The 20,282-nt window shown below is 47.7% G+C and carries 22 protein-coding genes and 1 other annotated feature; all 22 genes read left to right on the forward strand.

Features of this window, described 5'->3' with window-relative positions:
* The first annotated feature begins 186 nt into the window (after positions 1-186).
* The 22 genes from murG to M3202_RS03445 all read left to right on the forward strand — a co-directional run bounded on the left by murG (position 187) and on the right by M3202_RS03445 (position 20,157).
* Positions 187-1,275 (forward strand): undecaprenyldiphospho-muramoylpentapeptide beta-N-acetylglucosaminyltransferase, encoded by a 1,089-nt coding sequence (gene murG / locus M3202_RS03340; protein ID WP_251221935.1) that lies wholly within the window; start codon positions 187-189, stop codon positions 1,273-1,275.
* Between the two features lie 60 nt (positions 1,276-1,335).
* Positions 1,336-2,265 carry a UDP-N-acetylmuramate dehydrogenase gene (murB, locus tag M3202_RS03345; protein WP_390189647.1) on the forward strand — a complete coding sequence of 310 codons (930 nt, stop codon included), beginning with the start codon at positions 1,336-1,338 and terminating at the stop codon, positions 2,263-2,265.
* 74 nt (positions 2,266-2,339) lie between these two features.
* Entirely contained in the window at positions 2,340-3,119 is a 780-nt protein-coding gene (locus tag M3202_RS03350) for a cell division protein FtsQ/DivIB (RefSeq protein ID WP_251221937.1), read from the forward strand.
* Positions 3,103-3,813 (forward strand): DUF881 domain-containing protein, encoded by a 711-nt coding sequence (locus M3202_RS03355; RefSeq protein ID WP_251221938.1) that lies wholly within the window; start codon positions 3,103-3,105, stop codon positions 3,811-3,813. Before M3202_RS03350 ends, M3202_RS03355 begins: the two co-directional genes overlap by 17 nt.
* A gap of 4 nt (positions 3,814-3,817) precedes the next feature.
* Positions 3,818-4,525, forward strand: coding sequence for a DUF881 domain-containing protein (locus M3202_RS03360; protein ID WP_251221939.1), 708 nt, complete (start codon positions 3,818-3,820; stop codon positions 4,523-4,525).
* A gap of 4 nt (positions 4,526-4,529) precedes the next feature.
* On the forward strand, positions 4,530-4,886 hold the full coding sequence (locus tag M3202_RS03365) for a small basic family protein (protein WP_251192062.1): 357 nt from the start codon (positions 4,530-4,532) through the stop codon (positions 4,884-4,886).
* Between the two features lie 194 nt (positions 4,887-5,080).
* Positions 5,081-6,358 (forward strand): cell division protein FtsA, encoded by a 1,278-nt coding sequence (ftsA, locus tag M3202_RS03370; protein WP_251221940.1) that lies wholly within the window; start codon positions 5,081-5,083, stop codon positions 6,356-6,358.
* A gap of 39 nt (positions 6,359-6,397) precedes the next feature.
* Complete coding sequence (gene ftsZ / locus M3202_RS03375) at positions 6,398-7,534, forward strand: cell division protein FtsZ (protein ID WP_251221941.1); 1,137 nt, start codon at positions 6,398-6,400, stop codon at positions 7,532-7,534.
* A gap of 304 nt (positions 7,535-7,838) precedes the next feature.
* Positions 7,839-8,759, forward strand: a complete 921-nt coding sequence (spoIIGA, locus tag M3202_RS03380) for a sigma-E processing peptidase SpoIIGA (RefSeq protein WP_251221942.1) — start codon at positions 7,839-7,841, stop codon at positions 8,757-8,759.
* A 21-nt stretch (positions 8,760-8,780) separates the two neighbouring features.
* Positions 8,781-9,494, forward strand: a complete 714-nt coding sequence (sigE, locus tag M3202_RS03385; protein WP_251221943.1) for an RNA polymerase sporulation sigma factor SigE — start codon at positions 8,781-8,783, stop codon at positions 9,492-9,494.
* Positions 9,495-9,649: 155 nt separating this feature from the next.
* Entirely contained in the window at positions 9,650-10,435 is a 786-nt protein-coding gene (sigG, locus tag M3202_RS03390; protein ID WP_251221944.1) for an RNA polymerase sporulation sigma factor SigG, read from the forward strand.
* Positions 10,436-10,612: 177 nt separating this feature from the next.
* Positions 10,613-10,906, forward strand: a complete 294-nt coding sequence (locus M3202_RS03395) for a YlmC/YmxH family sporulation protein (RefSeq protein WP_251221945.1) — start codon at positions 10,613-10,615, stop codon at positions 10,904-10,906.
* 82 nt (positions 10,907-10,988) lie between these two features.
* A complete protein-coding gene (pgeF, locus tag M3202_RS03400; protein ID WP_251221946.1) occupies positions 10,989-11,819 on the forward strand; it encodes a peptidoglycan editing factor PgeF in 831 nt (276 codons plus the stop codon).
* An 8-nt stretch (positions 11,820-11,827) separates the two neighbouring features.
* The gene (locus M3202_RS03405; protein ID WP_251221947.1) at positions 11,828-12,517 is read left to right on the forward strand and encodes a YggS family pyridoxal phosphate-dependent enzyme; all 690 of its coding nucleotides are present in this window, start codon (positions 11,828-11,830) and stop codon (positions 12,515-12,517) included.
* Between the two features lie 15 nt (positions 12,518-12,532).
* Positions 12,533-12,973, forward strand: a complete 441-nt coding sequence (locus tag M3202_RS03410) for a cell division protein SepF (protein WP_251221948.1) — start codon at positions 12,533-12,535, stop codon at positions 12,971-12,973.
* A 24-nt stretch (positions 12,974-12,997) separates the two neighbouring features.
* Entirely contained in the window at positions 12,998-13,258 is a 261-nt protein-coding gene (locus tag M3202_RS03415) for a YggT family protein (RefSeq protein WP_251221949.1), read from the forward strand.
* Positions 13,259-13,278: 20 nt separating this feature from the next.
* Positions 13,279-14,052 carry a YlmH family RNA-binding protein gene (locus M3202_RS03420; RefSeq protein WP_251221950.1) on the forward strand — a complete coding sequence of 258 codons (774 nt, stop codon included), beginning with the start codon at positions 13,279-13,281 and terminating at the stop codon, positions 14,050-14,052.
* Between the two features lie 89 nt (positions 14,053-14,141).
* Positions 14,142-14,618: a DivIVA domain-containing protein gene (locus tag M3202_RS03425; protein WP_251221951.1), complete on the forward strand. Its 477-nt coding sequence runs from the start codon at positions 14,142-14,144 to the stop codon at positions 14,616-14,618.
* Positions 14,619-14,671: 53 nt separating this feature from the next.
* Positions 14,672-14,884 (forward strand) — a binding site (T-box leader).
* Between the two features lie 159 nt (positions 14,885-15,043).
* Positions 15,044-17,812, forward strand: a complete 2,769-nt coding sequence (gene ileS, locus M3202_RS03430) for an isoleucine--tRNA ligase (protein ID WP_251221952.1) — start codon at positions 15,044-15,046, stop codon at positions 17,810-17,812.
* A gap of 163 nt (positions 17,813-17,975) precedes the next feature.
* Positions 17,976-18,626, forward strand: coding sequence for a TraR/DksA C4-type zinc finger protein (locus tag M3202_RS03435; RefSeq protein WP_251221953.1), 651 nt, complete (start codon positions 17,976-17,978; stop codon positions 18,624-18,626).
* Positions 18,627-18,778: 152 nt separating this feature from the next.
* Positions 18,779-19,246, forward strand: a complete 468-nt coding sequence (gene lspA / locus M3202_RS03440) for a signal peptidase II (RefSeq protein ID WP_251221954.1) — start codon at positions 18,779-18,781, stop codon at positions 19,244-19,246.
* Positions 19,246-20,157 carry an RluA family pseudouridine synthase gene (locus tag M3202_RS03445; protein ID WP_251221955.1) on the forward strand — a complete coding sequence of 304 codons (912 nt, stop codon included), beginning with the start codon at positions 19,246-19,248 and terminating at the stop codon, positions 20,155-20,157. The genes lspA and M3202_RS03445 overlap by 1 nt, the downstream gene beginning before the upstream one ends.
* Positions 20,158-20,282 lie beyond the last annotated feature (125 nt).

The following is a 20,282-nucleotide window of genomic DNA, read 5'->3' on the forward strand; positions in this document are numbered from 1 at the left end:
AAGCGGTGAGGGCGAAATGAGGTGGCAGCCTGCGATGCTGGTTCACAGCCTTTTGACATCAAACAATGAAAATCGAAAAGATTACATAGGTTCACGGTATAAACCAAGTTATGTTCGTGATAAAATGGAAATAGTGGATACAATGGGAATCTACTTTGTGATTGATTATACAGTTGGAGGTAACGGATGAAAGTAGTTGTTAGCGGTGGTGGAACTGGTGGTCATATTTACCCAGCTCTCTCATTAATAAATGAAATCAAAAAACAAGATCGCGATGCGGAGATTTTATACATAGGAACAGAGAAAGGGCTGGAAAGTGAAATCATCCCGCGTGAGAACATACCGTTTCAAACGATTCATATTACGGGGTTTAAACGGAAACTATCATTTGATAACGTCAAAACGATCATGAGATTTTTAAAAGGAACGACGCAGGTCAAGAAAATGCTTAACGCGTTCCAACCCGATGTCGTGATTGGCACCGGTGGGTATGTGTGCGGCCCTGTTGTCTATGCGGCGGCAAAAATGGGCATCCCGGCGGTCATTCATGAACAAAACAGTGTACCGGGCCTGACGAATAAATTTTTAAGCCGCTACGTCGATCGCGTGGCGATATGTTTTGAAGAGGCAGGGGGGTTTTTTCCGCAGGAGAAAGTAATCTTTACCGGAAATCCGCGGGCGTCCGAAGTGCAGAACGTCGATCGCCGTGCCGGTCAGCAATCGCTTGGACTTGATCCGTTGAAAAAAACTGTGCTGATTGTCGGGGGCAGCCGTGGAGCGAGGCCGATTAACGACGCCTTTCTTTCTGTAATCGAAAAATTTTCCGAAAAGCCGTATCAGGTCGTCTATGTAACCGGAAGCGTGCATTATGACGCCGTTGCGGAAGCGATAAAAGGAAAGCAGCCTGATAATGTCATCATTAAGCCGTTCATCCATAATATGCCTGATGTGCTGGCGGCTGTTGATTTAATTGTCGCGCGTGCCGGGGCGACGACGCTTGCTGAAGTAACGGCGCTGGGCTTGCCGAGCATTCTGATTCCGAGTCCGTATGTGACGAACAACCATCAGGAAAAAAATGCGCGCTCACTTGCGGAAAATGAGGCGGCGCTTGTACGAAAAGAGCAGGAGATGAGTGGAAGCGCATTGCTTGAGGATATTGACACCATTTTGACCGATGAAACGAAGTGGCGCAGCATGCGTGATGCCGCGAAAGAACTCGGTGTTCCGGATGCGGCCGAGCGGCTGTACCGTGTCTTGACTGAGGCTGCACGATGAGTGGGGCAACAGCATACAAATAGAAGAGATTTGCGACGAAGGAAATGAGGGATGAACATGATAAAACAACTGATAGAGCTGATGGAACGGGAAGAGCTTGGTCTCATCAAACGTCAGGAACCGTTGGCAAATCATACGACGTGGAAAATCGGGGGGCCGGCTGACGTCTTGATTGAGCCGTACAGTTTGCCGGCATTGAAGCGGCTGATGGAGGTCATTGCCGAGTATGAAGTGCCGTGGCGTGTCATTGGCAGAGGCTCCAATCTGCTTGTTGCGGACGAGGGGATCGAAGGAGTAGTGATCAAGCTTGGCAAAGGACTTGATGAGCTGACTGTTGACGGTGAACTCGTCCGGGCTGGAGGAGGCTACCCGTTAATTAAACTGGTAACTCTTATTAGCCGGCAAGGATTAAGCGGCTTGGAATTCGCGGGGGGAATTCCTGGTTCAGTCGGCGGGGCAGTCTTTATGAATGCCGGTGCGCATGGCTCCGACATCTCGCAGATTTTGACGAGAGCACGGGTTTTATTTGCCGATGGGCGGCTGGAATGGATAACGAATGAGGAGATGAATTTCTCGTACCGGACTTCCAGGCTGCAACAGGAAAAGGGGATTTGCCTTGAGGCTGAGTTTGCCTTAACACGCGGTGAAAAAACGGAAATTGTGAAAAAAATGCAGGCGAATAAAGATTATCGCCGCGAATCCCAGCCATGGAAGCATCCGACTTGTGGCAGTGTGTTCCGCAACCCGCTTCCGCAATATGCCGGGCAATTGATTGAAGAATCCGGCTTAAAGGGTTATCAAATTGGCGGGGCGCAAATATCGACGATGCACGCTAATTTCATCGTCAATTTGGGAGATGCTACAGCGCAGGACGTCCTTGATTTAATTGCCCACGTCAAGGCGACAATTAAAGAGCGCTATCAGATTGAACTGCATACCGAAGTGGAAATGATCGGGCGGAATGAAAGAAATGAAAAGACCACTTTTTAACCGTTAGGATATGTTACAATAGGTGTGAGGTCAACGAGACAAAAGCGGCTGCAGGACAGATCGGGGAGTGAATCATGAGTAAGGAAAAGGTCGTAACGATAAATGAACGGATTCCTACGCTGAAAGAACAGCGGAAACAGCGTGCTAACAGGCGCCTGCTGTTTTTTTTATCCTTCTTTTTTTTGTTGCTGCTGGTCATGGTTTATTTCCAGTCGCCACTTAGCCATGTGAAGAGCGTAACGGTTGAGGGAAATCAGTTTATCAGTGATGAGAAAGTAGTGGAATTAAGTGGAATTAAGGGCGGGACAAGCATTTGGAACTTAGATAAAGCGGCGATCATCGACCGGCTTCTGGACGATGAGGAAATAGCGGCCGCCTCTGTAGAACGGAAGTGGTTAAATACCGTCCGGCTTGTGATTCGTGAGCACGCCAGAATCGGCTATTTATATGCGAATGAGCACTATTATCCGATTCTCGAAACAGGGCGGTATTTAGATGAACTGCCGAGGCTGGAATATCCGGCCGATGCGCCGCTGCTGATGAACTTTGAGCAGGGTGAGGCACTGGCGGAATTATCCGCTGAGCTGGCCAAGGTTCCCCCGCAATTGATTGAACGCATTTCGGAGATTTTTTTGACGCCGAATGAAAGTGATCCACTCGCTCTCGTGTTATATATGACAGATGGGATTGAGGTACATTCGACAATTAGAGGATTTTCAGAAAAGATTGCCCCTTACCCCTCCATTGTCAGTGACCTTGATCCAGAAAAAAAAGGAATTCTTCATATGCGGATGAGTCCTTATTTCGAGGAGTTTGTGGTAGAGGAGGAAGACGACAGTGAAGGTGAAGGGTAAACATATTATCCTATCCTTCGTCTTACTTGTGACGGGTTTTATCATTGCTTTAAGCTATGAATTAACAAATGAAAGCCGTTCTGCGAACATACCGGAGCGTCAATGGCAATACGAGGATGATTTGAGAAATCAGATCATTTTGGAACAGGCCGCGAACCGGTCGCTCGCTGAGGATTTACGTTTGTACCAGGATCAGGTGCGAGAGCTAGAGGATAGCTTATCGTCATTAGATGAAGAACAAGAGGCGAAGACGAGGAATCTACTTGAGGATTTGGAGCGGTTACGAAAGATTGTCGGACAAGTTCCGGTTGAAGGTCCGGGAATCGAAGTCGCATTGGAGGATGCCTCCTACATGCCGGACGGAGCGAATCCGAATGATTATATTGTTCATGAGTTTCATATTCAACGGGTCGTCCACGAGCTTTATGTCGCCGGAGCGGAAGCGATTGCGATAAACGGGTACCGGCTTTCACATCAATCCTACATTCAATGCGTTGGCCCGGTGATCCGTATAGACGGCCATACATCGTCAGCGCCGTTTGTCGTCACGGCGATAGGGGATCCCGACCATTTAGAAGCAGCGCTTTCGCTGTATGGCGGAGTGAAGGATCAGCTAGTGAATGATGAAATCAGTGTACGGATGCAGAAAAAGGACTATGTCTTGTTAAGCCCTCATTTAACAGAGGGAAGGTGATGAGTTGCAACAGAAATGGATCTTTACGATTATCACGTTTCTAATTGGCTTTATGCTGGCGATTCAGTTTCACACAACACAGGAACCGGTTGTCAGAGATACGCGGGATGTCCGGGAACTGCGCCGCGAGCTAATGGCGGAGCAGGAAAGACATCAGCAATTAAATAGTGAAATCGAGAAAGCGCAGGCGCTGCTTGCGCAATATGAACAGACCCTTCATAATCGGGAAGACGATATTTCGGATGTGCTGTCCGAACAAATTGCCGCCCTGCGTAAGGAAGCCGGTCTGGAAGAAGAAGTTGGTCCGGGACTGCTTGTTACGATTGATTCCCTTTATCACGAGCAGTTTTTTGGACAGGCAAGACGAACTCCTCCTGCCGACGTCTTTCGCTTTTTAATTAATGAATTAAATATTTACGGAGCCGAAAGCATTGCAGTTGAAAATGAGAGAATTATCTCAACCTCTGCCTTTCGGGATGTGAATAACATGACTCATTTAAATAGCAGGCGTCTTCCACCACTTCCAATTGAAGTAAAAGTACTATCTGAAAAGGCGGAAACGCTCCAAAATCAGATGGTCGTTTCCGAATCAGTCGAATATTTTGAGATAGAAGGCTTCTCGGTGACGTTCGAAATAGTAGAAGAGTTGGAGCTGCCAGCCTACGATCAAACACCAAGGGTGCGCTACATGGAGGAAGTGAAGGAGGAATAGAAGAATGTGGTTGCCAATCATCGGGCTTTTAATCGGGATTATTTTAGGTCTTATGACGGATTTTCGCGTGCCTGCTGAATACACGAGCTATTTATCAATTGCTGTCTTGGCGGCGTTGGATACATTATTTGGCGGGATCCGTGCTTATTTGCAAGAGACATTTGACTCAAATGTGTTTGTGACAGGTTTTTTCTTTAACATTCTCCTGGCAGCAGGTTTAGCTTTTCTAGGTGTGCATCTTGGTGTAGACTTATACTTAGCAGCTATTTTTGCCTTCGGTGTTCGTCTTTTTAACAATCTTGCAGTAATTCGACGGATGCTGCTGGCGAATTGGCAGACAAAGCAGCATCATAATGAGTAAAGAAATGGAAAAGTGAGCATAAAAACAAAAAATTAAGAAAATCAACGTTTTGAAAAGGATAACAGAGTTCTATGTTGAATAAGTCTAGTAACCTCGCGGATTTTAGCCAGTCACGCAGGTACATGTAAAACGAAAAGACGAAATCATATAGAGCTTTATGGAATGAACGTGAGTACACAAGGAGGTGCCACAGATTGAACAACAACGAGATTTACGTAAGTTTAGACATCGGTACATCCAATGTCAGAGTGATTATTGGGGAAATGTCAAATGGAACAATGAATATCATTGGGGTCGGTAAAGCCGGTTCGACCGGGATTAAGAAAGGCTCCATTGTTGATATTGATGAAACAGTGCGCTCGATACGTCAGGCGATTGATCAGGCGGAGCGGATGGTGGGGCTTTCTATTAAACAGGTGATTGTCGGCATCAATGGCAATCATGTGCAGCTCCAACCGTGTCATGGAGTGGTAGCTGTTTCGAACTCGGATCGGGAAATCGGCGACGAAGATATTGCGCGCGTCATTGATGCTGCGCAGGTCGTGTCTGTTCCGCCCGAACGGGAAATCATTGATGTCATCCCTAAACAATTTATCGTGGATGGCTTGGATGAAATTAATGACCCGCGCGGAATGATCGGGGTAAGACTCGAAATGGAAGGAACAATCATTACCGGATCGAAAACAATTTTACATAATCTTCTTCGCTGTGTTGAACGAGCAGGGCTGCAGGTCGCAGATATTTGTTTACAGCCGTTGGCGACAGGTACGGTTGCGATCTCAAAGGATGAAAAGAGCCTGGGTGTCTGCCTCGTTGATATAGGCGGAGGTTCTTCAACAATTTCGATATTTGAACAAGGGACATTGCAGGCTACATCCGTTATTCCTGTCGGCGGAGACCATATTACAAATGATATTGCCATCGGTTTACGAGTTTCGACAGATGAAGCAGAGCGCATTAAAGTCAAGCATGGTCATGCGTATATTGATGATGCTTCAGAGGACGAGCATTTTCAAATGACGGCGATCGGTCGTGCTGAGGCGGAGAATTGTACGCAGTATGAGCTGGCCCATATCATTGAACCGAGAGTCGAAGAAATCTTTGAATTGATTTATCGTGAAATCAATCGTCTTGGTTACCGTGATTTTCCGAGTGGCTATGTGCTTACAGGAGGAACGGTGATGATGCCGGGAATATTAGAGCTTGCGAGTGAGCTTTTCCAGGGCAATGTACGAATGGCCATGCCTGATTATCTTGGTGTCAGAGAACCCCAGTATACAACAGGGGTCGGGCTCATTCAGTTTGCTTATAAAAATTTCAAAGTCCAGGGTCGGGAAGTGGCCGCAGCTGTCAGTTCTCCCGATGCCACGCCTCCTGCAAAACGGGAGAAACAGGAGCCGGCTGCTCCTTCACAGGCAAAACAAAAAGCAAAAGGAAAAGTAAAAAACTGGTTTAAAGTCTTTTTTGAGTAGTGACGACGGATACACAGTCTGATTAGGAGGACCTTATATATGTTAGAGTTCGAAATGGATATGGATCAATTAGCACAAATAAAAGTAATTGGCGTTGGCGGCGGTGGGAGCAATGCCGTCAACCGGATGATTGAGAACGGTTTGCAGGGTGTGGAATTTATTGCGGTGAACACGGATGCCCAGGCCCTTCATCTATCAAAGGCTGAAGCAAAGCTGCAGCTTGGGGGGAAGCTCACAAGAGGTCTCGGGGCCGGTGCGAACCCTGAAATCGGCAAAAAAGCCGCTGAGGAAAGCCGCGAGCAGCTTGAGGAAGTATTGCAAGGTGCCGATATGGTATTTATTACAGCCGGAATGGGCGGTGGCACAGGTACGGGTGCTGCTCCTGTTATTGCTGAGGTTGCCAAAGATCTTGGCGCGCTGACCGTAGGGGTTGTGACACGTCCCTTTACCTTTGAAGGGAGAAAGCGTTCGACCCAGGCTGCTGCCGGAATCGCAGCCTTAAAGGAAAAGGTTGATACGCTGATTGTGATCCCGAATGACCGTCTATTGGAGATTGTCGATAAAAACACGCCGATGCTGGAAGCGTTCAGAGAAGCGGATAATGTATTGCGTCAAGGGGTTCAGGGGATCTCCGACTTGATTGCGACACCTGGGCTGATTAACCTTGATTTTGCCGATGTGAAGACGATTATGAGCGACAAAGGCTCGGCCTTAATGGGAATCGGGATCGCTACAGGTGAAAACCGCGCCAGTGAAGCGGCGAAAAAAGCCATCTCCAGTCCATTGCTGGAGAAGTCGGTTGATGGAGCACAGGGTGTTCTGATGAACATTACCGGCGGTTCCAATCTGTCTTTATATGAAGTGCATGAAGCAGCTGAAATTGTATCAGCCGCCTCCGATGCTGAAGTCAATATGATTTTTGGTTCGGTTATTAATGAGAACTTAAAGGACGAAATTGTCGTCACGGTTATTGCGACGGGCTTTGAAGAAGTAGAAAGCAAGCCGCATCAGCGCCCTTCTGCGCCGAAGCCGGTAAAAGGCTCACCAGCCTCCTCCCATGATGAAGGAGCGAAAGAAAACCGCTTCAGTCAGCCGAGTAGTCAGCCGGCGCCTGAGCCGACGGACACGCTGGATATTCCGACTTTCTTACGCAACCGCCGCAACCGGAACCGTTAGGAAAAGGGCTGTCGATAAAGGACGCCATCCTTTTCCACTTAAATAAGCGATCATTGTCAGAGCTTAAGACAAAGGTAAGCCAACCTTTTGTCTTAAGCTTTTTTCTTTTCCCTCTCTTATTCCTTCCTCTCATTCCGGCATTATTCCCCAGCTGTCAGGCAAAAGAAGCTTTCTAGAAAAATGCTGACAAATTTATTAAAAATCTCTGAAAATAACAACCGTCAGCTTGTCATGAAATGACAGACTTTTTAATAGGATGTAGATATACTCGCTTAAAGAGAATGTTTTAGATGAGAGGGTGGCCATGACCTTATATCTTGATGCCATTTGGTTTCTGAACCTCTGTATCGATTATTTGCTGCTGATATTAACCGCGCTGCTTTTAAAGAGGCCGTATAGGCAAAAACGGCTTATTCTCGCAGCAGTATTTGCCTCGCTCGTTGTGTTTCTTCTGTTTACACCATGGGCCGCTCTGTTTTACCAGCCGTGGATGAAGGCTCTTTATTCCGCGCTGATCGTTCTTATCGCATTTGGCTATAAACGGTGGCGGACGTTTTTGCAATCGCTGCTTATGTTTTATTTCGTCACATTCATGGCCGGCGGCGGGTTGTTTGCCCTTCATTTTTTTTGGCAGACGGAAATCGACCTGCTGTCTTCGGTTGCCGCTTCAAAAGGCTATGCCGGCAGCGGAATCAGCTGGTTTTTTGTCATCATTGGTTTTCCGTTGGTTTGGTGGTTTTCAAAGAAGCAGTTTGAGGAGGCGGAATGGCAGCAAATCCGTTATGATCAGCTGGCGGAGGTTGAAATGACAGTAGCGGGTCATTCGTTTACGGCGACAGGCCTCGTTGACAGCGGCAACCAGCTTTCCGATCCGCTGACGAAAAAGCCGGTGATGATCGTCGAGGCAAAGCTTTTGCGTCCTTTTTTTTCAGAGGAAGCGTTAACCCATCTGCTTCATTTTCATGAACAGTCTTCCGATGAAGGCGCCGATACCCGGTTATTGGAGCGGGCTTGCTTAATTCCTTATCGCGTCGTTGGACAGTCCTCGCCTTTTTTAACCGGCATCAGGCCAGATCGGGTCGTCGTTGTTCAGGGAGGGAAGCGTTATGAAACGGCCAATGTTCTGTTAGGAATACAGGAAAAGGAGCTGTCTGCTGAAGGGGCTTTTCAATGTATTGTTCATCCGAGGTTAGTTGTCGGAGGCGACAGGGAGAAACTAGCATAATATAAATAGAGGAGGCTCGTCATGTTAAAGCTGAAAGCAACATTACTCTGGTACAAAATCATGTATAAGCTTGGAATGAAGGCGGATGAAATTTATTACATAGGGGGGAGTGAAGCTCTTCCGCCGCCCTTATCAAAGGAGGAGGAAGCCGTCCTCTTAAAAAAGCTTCCTTCAGGTGACAAAGCGGTGCGGTCGATGCTGATTGAACGGAATTTGCGGCTTGTTGTCTATATCGCGCGTAAGTTTGAAAATACCGGGATTAATATCGAGGATTTGATCAGCATCGGCACGATCGGACTGATCAAAGCGGTGAACACGTTTAACCCGGAAAAGAAAATCAAGCTGGCTACATACGCCTCCCGCTGCATTGAAAATGAGATTCTGATGTACTTGCGCAGGAATAATAAAACGCGCTCGGAGGTCTCATTTGATGAACCGCTGAATATCGATTGGGACGGAAATGAATTGCTGCTTTCCGATGTGCTGGGAACAGAAGACGATATTATTACGAAAGGGATTGAGGAAAAAGTCGACCGCAAGCTGCTCGTAAAAGCGCTGCATACGCTTAATGACCGGGAAAAACAGATTATGGAGATGCGCTTTGGACTAGCTGGCGAAGAGGAAAAGACACAAAAGGACGTCGCTGATTTATTAGGGATTTCCCAATCGTATATTTCCCGGCTGGAGAAACGGATTATTAAACGTCTCCAGAAAGAATTTAATAAAATGGTGTAAAACCTGGTCGTGAAATTTTTTCCTTCGTGTTTTTTCTTGTCACGACGTGCACGGTCTTTGATGAGCGTCTCTTCTCATCGAATGACCGTGCATATTTTTTTTTCCAGCGGAGATACTTTATTTGACATCATCTCCCACGACTAGGAGGGAAAGAATTGACACGAAACAAAGTAGAAATTTGCGGTGTAGACACGTCAAAATTGCCTGTTTTAAAGAACACGGAAATGCGTGAGCTCTTTCAACGATTACAGAGTGGAGAAACAAGTGCCCGGGAAACATTGGTAAACGGCAATCTTCGCCTTGTGCTTAGTGTAATTCAGCGTTTTAACAACCGGGGAGAGTATGTTGATGATTTGTTTCAAGTCGGCTGCATCGGATTAATGAAGTCGATTGATAATTTTGATTTAAGTCAAAACGTAAAGTTCTCTACATATGCTGTTCCGATGATTATCGGAGAAATTAGACGTTATTTGCGGGATAATAACCCGATTCGCGTCTCGCGCTCCCTCCGAGATATCGCCTATAAGGCACTGCAGGTGCGCGACCAGCTGATGGCGGAAAAAAAGCGGGAAAAAGAGCCGACTGTTCAGGAGATCGCCAAAGTGTTGGACGTGCCAAAAGAAGATGTTGTCTTTGCGCTTGATGCGATTCAGGACCCGGTCTCCTTATTTGAACCGATTTACAATGATGGTGGCGATCCGATCTTTGTGATGGACCAAATCAGTGACGAGCGCAATAAGGATGTCAACTGGGTCGAGGAAATCGCGTTGCGAGAAGCGATGGTCCGCTTGAATGACCGTGAAAAAATGATCTTGAATATGAGATTTTTCCAAGGGAAGACCCAGATGGAGGTTGCGGAGGAAATCGGCATTTCCCAGGCTCAGGTTTCCCGGTTGGAAAAAGGGGCGATTCAGCAAATGAATAAGTACGCGCAAATTTAATGAATAAAATGTAAGGCAGCTTCAGTCCGGCTTTAACGGAATGAGGCTGTTTTTTTTGAGATGAGAGAAAGGAGGGACAAAAAGCCGGGGGGCGTGTTGAAAAAGGATGCAGTCGCTCATAAATCGCTGATGACAATGCATATAGTAAGGTATGGACAATGAAGGAGAGTGAGGGCGATGATGAAAATTTCAGAGTTGCAAGTAAAGGATATTGTCAATATGGAGAACGGAAAAAGGTTGGGACAGCTGACTGATCTGGAGATCAATTTGCACAGCGGGCAAATTGAGGCGCTGATTATTAATGGGACCGGGAAAATGATGGGGCTGTTTGGCAAGGAATCAGCGGAGGTGACGATCCCGTGGAAAAATATCATCCGCATTGGCTCAGATGTGATTCTTGTCGAGGTACCGAGCGGATTTGGGAAAAAAAGCTATCCATTTGAACAGTCTTCGACAGTCCGCAAGCTCTGATTGGGAAGAAAGTCGTTTCTTGTAAGCTTCAACCTGTGATAAGATAAGAGGTATAAGACGATGACATCAACAGCAGGGAGGGATGGACATCGAACCGTTTGTTCAACAATCCGCGATGCATTTCATTATTGAACCTTGGCAGCAAACAGTCCCTTCCCTGATTGCAGGATTTTCCACAAGGGAGGGCGGGGTCAGTGCGGGCCCCTACAGCAGCCTGAATCTTGGTTTTCATGTTGGAGACGATCAAGAATCAGTCCGGCAAAACCGCGAAAGACTGGCGGAACAATTGACGTTTCCCCTTTCACGCTGGGTCGGCACAGAGCAGGTGCATGAAGCAAGCGTGAAAAAGGTAAGCCTTGCCGACGCCGGCAAGGGAGCGGCGACATTGGAGACAGCGATTGCCGGAACGGATGCGCTCTATACAGACGAGGAAAATTTGTTACTGACAAGCTTGTACGCCGATTGCGTACCGTTGTTTTTTCTGGCGCCCGATCAGCGGCTAATCGGGCTCGCTCATGCGGGTTGGCGCGGTACCGTTAAAGGGATTGCCCGGGCGATGGTCAGTCGCTGGCAGGCTGATGAAGGAGTTGATCCGGCCGATGTTCGCGTTGTGATCGGACCATGTATCAGTCAAAGTGCCTATGAGGTTGAAGAGCGCGTGATTGATGCGGTCAGGCAGTCGCTGACGCTCGCGGCAGAGCAAACGTATACAGCCTGCGGAAATGATAAATATATGCTCGACCTCAGGCTCGTTAACAAGCAGCTTCTGCTTGAAGCCGGAGTGCGTGCCGATCATATTTTGCTCAGTTCGATTTGTACGGCGGGCGATGAGAGGATGTTCTCGCATCGGGCTGATGGCGGGAAAACGGGTAGAATGATGAGTTTTATCGGATTACGGGGCGATGAGGAGTGACAGAAGCAGTGTCGGTAAAGCAAAATGGTGAAACGATCAAAGCAGAAATAGAACAGATCTGTGCCCGCTGTGGCCGGGATCCAGACGAAATCAATATCGTCGCCGTGACGAAATATGTAAGTGTGCAAACCGCCCAGGAGGCGTTGTCAGCCGGCTTTGTTCATATCGGGGAAAACCGGGCGGAAGGGCTGGCTGAAAAGCGGGATTCTTTGCAAGGTGAGGCCGTTTGGCATTTTATCGGCTCCCTTCAGTCGAAGAAGGTAAAGAAAGTGATCGACAAAATCGATTATCTTCACTCCCTTGATCGAATCTCGCTTGCCAAGGAACTGGACAAGCGTCTGGCGTTCGGCAACCAGCTGAAGTGCTTCGTACAGGTCAATGTGTCGGGAGAAGAATCAAAGGCCGGACTTGCCCCGGTAGAGGTTATCCCTTTCATTAGGGAGCTGGAGGCGTATCAGGGTGTTAAAGTGGTCGGCTTGATGACGATGGCGCCGTTTGTCGATGAACCGGAGGAAACGCGCGCCGTTTTTTGCAAGCTGCGACTGCTTCGGGATGAAGTGCAGGCTTTGCAATTGGCGCATGCCCCATGTCAGGAGCTTTCGATGGGAATGTCAAACGATTATCAAGTTGCGATTGAAGAAGGCGCGACCTTTATTCGGATAGGCTCTGCCTTGGTCGGGAGAGAATCAGATAGATAAGGGAGGAGAATGAAAATGGGAATGAAGTCGAAGTTCAAGCGTTTTTTCGAATTAGAAGACGAGGTTCAGGAAGTTGAAGAATTTGTTGACGATTCCTACGGCGAAGCTGAAGAGGAATCGAGAACACGAAGCCGCAGCAAAGGGCAGTCGTCACAAAATGTTGTCAGCCTGCAAAGCGTTCAAAAATCGTCAAAGGTCATTTTGCTGGAGCCGCGAACATATGATGAAGCGCAGGATATCGCTGATCATTTGAAAGCGCGCAAGGCCGTTATCATTAATTTACAGCGGATTTCCCACGAACAGGCCAAACGGGTAGTCGATTTTTTGAGTGGAACCGTGTATGCTATTGGAGGAGATATTCAAAAGCTCGGGCCGAATATTTTTCTTTGCACGCCTGATAATATCGACGTGTCAGGCTCGATCACTGAAATGATGCAGGAGCATTTTCAGTCGTAATGGTTAAGAGAAGGTGGTGAATTCATGCAAACACTTGGTGCTCTGTTACTTCAATTGATGTATTTATATTCATTTTTGATTATTGGCTATATTCTGCTCTCATGGTTTCCAAATGCCCGGGAATCATCAATCGGACAATTTCTTGGAAGAGTGGTTGAGCCGTATTTAGAGCCGTTTCGGCGCTTTGTTCCGCCACTTGGGATGATAGACTTTTCACCGATTGTCGCGATCATCGTTCTCAATTTAGCAAGAACTGGAGTGGCGGCGCTCTTCGGTCTGATGTAGAGTAGAAAGGTAGATGTGCAATGTCGGTGTATCAGCATTATCGTCCGGAAGAAAGGCCGTTTATCGACCAGGTGCTCCAATGGCAGGAGGATGTGGAGGTACGTCATCAAATAAGGCTGACAGACTTTCTTGATCCGCGACAGCAAAAGATCATCGAATCGGTGATTGGAGCCAATGATGACGTGTCGTTGTCTTTTTCAGGTGGTCATCCGCTGGCGGAACGGCGCCGTGGTCTGTTGACGCCGCCTTATATCACACCGGCCGAAGATGATTTTCAATTAACGCTTTTTTCCATTGAGTATCCGGCTAAATTTGTCACGCTTGAGCATCGCGACGTGCTCGGTGCGCTAATGAACATCGGGTTAAAGCGGGAGAAATTTGGCGATATTTATTTGAATGAAGCGGCGATTCAACTGGTTGTGACGTCAGAAGTCGCCAACTATGTACAAGCCAATCTCGCCACGATTGGAAAAGCGAATGTGAAGCTGAAAGAAATTCCTGTCGCTGAGCATACTAAGCCTGTCGAAGCGTGGGAGGAAGCGGCGGCAACGGTTTCCTCACTGCGGCTCGATGTCGTACTGGCCCAGTTTTACCGGCTTTCGAGAACAAAGGTCCTTCCCTATATTGATAAAGGCCTGGTGAAGGTTAATTGGAAAGTTGTCGATCAGCCTGCTTTCCCCGTTGAGGAAGGGGACTACATATCTGTCCGCGGTTTTGGAAGGGTCCAGCTCAAAGCCATTGAAGGACGGACGAAAAAGGATAAAATTAGAATACGCTACGAGAGATTACTGTAACCCTCCTGTTGAAGCAGGGTTTTGATATGGGTTTGTCGAAACAAAAAGAAAGATGCTTTGCATTTCATGATTAGCCGGAGGTGACGAATGTGCCTTTAACTCCTTTAGATATTCACAATAAAGAATTTACCAGGGGATTTCGAGGGTATGATGAAGATGAGGTCAATGAGTTTTTAGACCAAATCATTAAAGATTATGAAGCTGTCCTACGCGAGAAAAAAGAATTATTTGAGCAGGTTACCGAATTAGATGAGAAGCTTGAGCATTTTAAAAACATTGAAGAAACGCTGAATAAATCCATTTTAGTGGCGCAGGAGTCCGCTGAGGAAGTCCGTCGCAATGCGCAGAAGGAAGCGCAGTTAATTGTGAAGGAAGCGGAAAAAAATGCCGATCGCATCATTAATGATGCACTGGCAAAGTCACGAAAAATTATGATGGAGATGGAGGAGCTGAAAAAACAGGCCTCTGTTTACAAGATGCGGTTTAAAATGCTCATCGAGGCGCAGATGGAAATGCTGAAGGCTGATGAGTGGGATGAAGTAGCTGAAGAAGAATCGGTTGAATGATTTTCTTGCACTTCTGAAATGGCTGACATATAATAATATCCATTACGAATAGGAAACAAACAGCGAGAGGGACGAGTACAGGGCGAAGGTGTGCATAGCGAACCGGGGATGGTGGAAGCCCGGTCATAACGCGCTTTGGAAAATCACCCTTTAGTTTTGCACTGAAACGTACAGTAGGCTGCAACGCGTCATTCACGTTACGAATACTTGAGTGGGAGCCATTCTCCCATGAGGGTGGTACCGCGGGTTAACTTCTCGTCCCTTACTTAGGGGCGGGAAGTTTTTTAGTTTTTTTAGTTGCTACATCTTTTAAAAAGCCTGGAGAGTAGCGAACGAAGCCATTGCCAGCTTGAAAAGAACCGCTGCAATCATTGATGCGCTAATATGAGCTGAATAAAGTTATTAACCATATAGGAGGAAAGAGAATGGATTATAAAGAAACGCTGTTAATGCCGCAAACTGATTTTCCGATGAGGGGAAATCTTCCGAACCGGGAACCGGAACGACAAGCAAAATGGAGTGAAAGTGATATTTATCAAAAGGTGCAGCAACGTACCGAAGGACGTCCGTTATTTGTTTTGCATGATGGACCTCCATACGCAAATGGCGATATTCATATGGGACATGCGCTAAATAAAATTTTAAAGGATTTTATCGTCCGCTATAAATCAATGAGCGGCTACCACGCGCCGTATGTGCCGGGCTGGGATACGCACGGACTACCGATTGAAACGGCATTGACGAAGAGCGGAAAGGTGAACCGCAAGGCGATGAGCGTCGCTGAATTCCGCAAGCTGTGCGAAGAATACGCGAAAAAGCAAATTGAGCGCCAGCGCGAGCAGTTTATGCGTTTAGGAGTGCGCGGTGACTGGTGGAATCCGTACGTGACGCTTGAGAAGGAATACGAAGCCCAGCAGATCAAGGTGTTTGGTGAAATGGCGAAAAAAGGCTATATTTACAAAGGCAAAAAGCCGGTTTATTGGTCTCCTTCGTCGGAATCTGCTCTTGCTGAAGCTGAAATTGAATACCACGACAAACGTTCTCCTTCGATTTATGTGGCGTTTCAGGTGAAGGAAGGAAATGATGTCCTTGAAGGTGATGAAGCAATCGTCATCTGGACGACGACGCCTTGGACGATTCCGGCAAACTTGGGGATTTCCGTCCATCCAGATCTTGATTACAACGTTGTGAAGGTTGCTGACAAGAAATATGTTGTCGCTGCCGGACTGCTTGAGTCGCTTGAAAAAGAATTGGAATGGGAACAGGTCGACGTGCTGAAGACGTTTAAAGGAAAGGAGCTTGAATACGTCAAAGCCGAGCATCCGCTTTACGGACGCGATTCGCTTGTCATGTGCGGCGACCATGTCACGCTTGATGCCGGTACGGGCTGTGTTCATACCGCTCCCGGACACGGGGAGGAGGACTATCTTGTCGGTCAGAAATATGGTCTTGATGTACTCTGCCCTGTCGATGACAAAGGGAATATGACGGACGAAGCGCCGGGCTTTGAAGGTCTGTTCTACGATCAAGCGAACAAGCCGATTACCGAAAAGCTGGATGAGATCGGCGCTTTGCTGAAGCTGACGTTCATCACGCACTCGTACGCTCATGACTGGCGGACGAAAAAGCCGGTTATTTACCGGGCGACGGCGCAATGGTTTGCTTCGATCGAGCAATTTCGTCCCGAGCTGCTTAAAGCGATCGAGGAAGTCGAATGGCTGCCGAAATGGGGAGAAACCCGTCTGTACAATATGGTGCGCGACCGCGGGGACTGGTGTATTTCAAGACAGAGGGCGTGGGGTGTGCCGATTCCGGTCTTTTACGGAGAAGATGGCGAGCCGATCATTACAGACGAGACGATTGACCATGTTTCCGCCTTGTTCCGCGAGCATGGATCAAATATTTGGTTCGAATGGGAAACGGAGCAGCTTCTTCCGGAAGGCTTTACGTCACCACATAGCCCGAATGGCAGCTTTACGAGAGAAATGGACATTATGGACGTCTGGTTTGACTCCGGCTCTTCGCATCAGGCGGTGTTAGAGGAACGGGCCGACCTCGTCCGTCCGGCTGACCTCTATTTGGAAGGCTCGGATCAGTATCGCGGCTGGTTCAACTCTTCGTTGTCGACAAGCGTTGCCGTTACAGGGAAAGCGCCGTATAAAGGGGTGTTGAGTCACGGCTTCGCGCTTGACGGTGAAGGGCGGAAGATGAGTAAATCAATCGGAAATGTCGTCGTGCCGAACGATGTGATGAAGCAGCTTGGAGCCGATATTTTGCGCCTCTGGGTTGCGTCAGTTGATTATCAGGCCGATGTTCGTGTTTCGGATAAGATTTTAAAGCAGGTCTCCGAAACCTACCGGAAAATCCGCAATACGTTCCGCTTCTTGCTTGGAAATCTGCATGATTTTGATCCGGCGGTGAACCGCGTGGCGACGGAGGAACTCGGTGAGGCTGATTTGTTTATGCTCGTCAAGCTTAACGAAGTCGTTGAAAAAGCGAAGCAGGGCTATGAGCATTATCAGTTTTCGACTGTGTACCATACGATCCACAATTTCTGTACGATTGAATTAAGCTCCTTCTACATGGATATGGCGAAGGATACGCTCTATATTGAGCATGCCAATCATCCCGCCCGCCGAGCAATTCAAACGGTGATGTATGACGTGCTTGTCGCGTTAACGAAATTAGTATCGCCGATTTTGTCTCACACAGCCGATGAGGTGTGGGAGCATATTCCGGGTGTGAGCGAGGAAAGTGTGCAGCTAACGGATATGCCTGAGGCAAAAACGTTTACTGATGTGGAAGCGTTGCTGGCAAAATGGAACCATTTCATGTCTGTCCGCGACGATGTGTTAAAAGCATTGGAGCAGGCCAGAAACGAGAAGAAAATCGGGAAATCGCTGACAGCGGCGATTACGATTTATGCAAGCGGCGCCGTCCGTCAGCTGCTCAGCTCAATCCCGTCGTTGGAAAAGCTGTTTATCGTCTCTGCGGTTAAGCTGGCGGGTGAAGCGAGCGAAGCGCCGGGTGAAGCAGCGGTGTTTGAAGATTTGGCGATTGTCGTTCAGCAGGCGGAAGGGGAAACATGCGAGCGCTGCTGGGTCGTATCAACGACCGTCGGCTCCAACAGCGAGCATCCTACTTTATGTTCGTCATGTGCCGAAACGGTGTCAACGTATTATCAAAACGTCTAATAAGAAAGGCGATGATCGCCTGGATGGAGCTGGAGTAGAAGGTAAAAAACAACCTTTTGCCCCGGCTCTTTTCTTAACGACTATTTGCTTGATTGTTGGTCACACTAAAAAAGAACATTCGCTCGTTGGATGTTCATGCCGATCTAAAGGGAGAGAGACAGCAGTGACAGATTACCGACAAATGAAACAGCAGCTAGTCGCGCGTAAAGCGGAACTTGAAAAAATCATTAAGCAGGAGTTTGGTGATGAAACACACCAGGCGTTATCCGATCTGACAGGCGAGCTTTCGCAATATGATAACCATCCAGCTGATGCGGCAACGGACTTATATGAGCGGGAAAAGGATTATGCTTTGCTTGAGCATGCCGAGCGCGAGCATGAAGAAGTGGAGCATGCTTTGCGGAAGTTTACCGATGGCACATACGGCATTTGTGAAGCGACCGGTCAGACGATTCCGCTCGAGCGCCTCAAGGCAAATCCGACTGCGCGGACCATTGTCGCCGCCGCCTCACAGGAAAATCGCGGACGTCCAGCCGAAGAGGATGTGCTAAAAGGGTTTTCTGCTTATCAATTTGACGGGCGCGACGACGAGACCGAATTTGATGCGGAAGATGCCTACCAAGCGGTTGCGCGCTTTAATGACAACTCGATGACCTATGAGGATGCCTCGCTTGATGAGGAGGATGAATCAATCGGTTATGTCGAAGAAATCGAAGGATTTTTATCGACTGGAATTGAGGGTTATACCGGAAGTGATAAGGTTGATGTCCAGCACAATGTTCATTTAAATCATTACGTCAATGGCGACAAATGAAGGGAGAGCGGGGCTGGGACGCTGAGTGTGTCAGCCCCTGCTCTCCGTTTTTTAAGGATGAGGGCGAAGCGTCGGCTTCTTAAGCGTTTTGGTTCCAACCTTTTTGTGCTATAATGCTATAGTGTGGAAAGATAGGGACAGGAGGACCAGCTTTGAAATATTACCTTTTAGCAGTCGCGATTATACTGATTGATCAACTGACAAAATGGGTAGTTGATACACAGATGGAAATTGGGGAACGGTTGACGATTATTGAAAATGTTCTTTATTTTACGTCGCACCGCAATACAGGTGCTGCTTTTGGAATTTTGCAGGGCCAGATGTGGTTTTTTTATATTATTACAACCGTAGTCATCATCGGAATTATTTATTACATGCAAAAGGAAGCGAAAAACAGCCGTTTGTTCGGGACAGCTTTAGGGCTTATTCTTGGCGGAGCGATTGGCAATTTTATTGACCGTCTCTTTCGCGGAGAAGTCGTTGACTTTGTCGATACATATATATTCGGTTATGATTTTGCGATATTTAATGTCGCCGATGCGTCGTTATGTATCGGTGTAGGGCTGTTGTTTATTAAGATGATCGGTGATGAGCGCCGCGAGAAGAAGGAGAAAAAGTAATGGAAGTTTACAATTGGACAGTGACGGCCGAACAGGAGGCAGAACGGATTGACAAGCTGCTGACGTCGTTTGAGGGGTGGTCACGTTCCCAAGTACAGCAATGGATTAAAGAGGGCGCCGTAACGATCAATGAGCAAGCTGTAAAAAGCAATTATAAAGTGGCGGAGGGTGATCAGATCACGTTAACCGTTCCTGAACCCGAGCCGTTGGAAATAAAGGCAGAAAACATTCCGCTCGATATTGTGTTTGAGGATGAAGATGTGATTGTGGTCAATAAGCCCCGCGGGATGGTCGTCCATCCGGCACCTGGGCATTATTCACACACGCTTGTGAATGCGCTGATGTATCATTGTAAGGATTTGTCGGGGATCAACGGGGTGATTCGCCCGGGGATCGTTCACCGGATTGACAAGGATACGTCAGGCTTGCTGATGGTCGCCAAAAACGACCGCGCTCATGAATCGTTAGTCTCGCAGTTGAAGGCGAAAACGACGAAACGTCTTTACAAAGCGATCGTCCACGGGGTGATTCCTCATCAGCACGGCACGATTGATGCGCCGATCGGACGCGATAAAAAAGACCGCCAAAGCATGGCGGTGACCGATGAAAACAGCCGTGAAGCCGTTACTCATTTTACCGTGTTGGAATGCTTCGCCAATCACACTTATGTGCAGTGTGAGCTGGAAACAGGGCGGACGCATCAAATTCGCGTTCATATGAAATATATCGGCTTTCCACTGGTCGGCGATCCGAAATACGGACCGAAGAAGAAAACGGTCGATATTGAAGGGCAAGCTCTTCACGCTGCCGTTCTTGGCTTCGTCCATCCCCGGACAGGAGAGGAGCTGGAGTTTGAAGCGCCTATTCCAGCGGAAATGGAAGAAGTACTCCGCTATTTACGCTCGATGTAAGCAGAAAAAATGATTGACATCACGAAAGAGATCGTGCATACTGAACAAGAACTAAATGTCCTTTAACTACAGTCCCGTGAGGCTGAGAAGGAAACGAACGTACAGGTAGTATATGTAACGTACAT

Source organism: Halalkalibacter oceani, assembly GCF_023715605.1.
In the GTDB taxonomy this organism is placed as follows: domain Bacteria; phylum Bacillota; class Bacilli; order Bacillales; family Bacillaceae_D; genus Halalkalibacter; species Halalkalibacter oceani.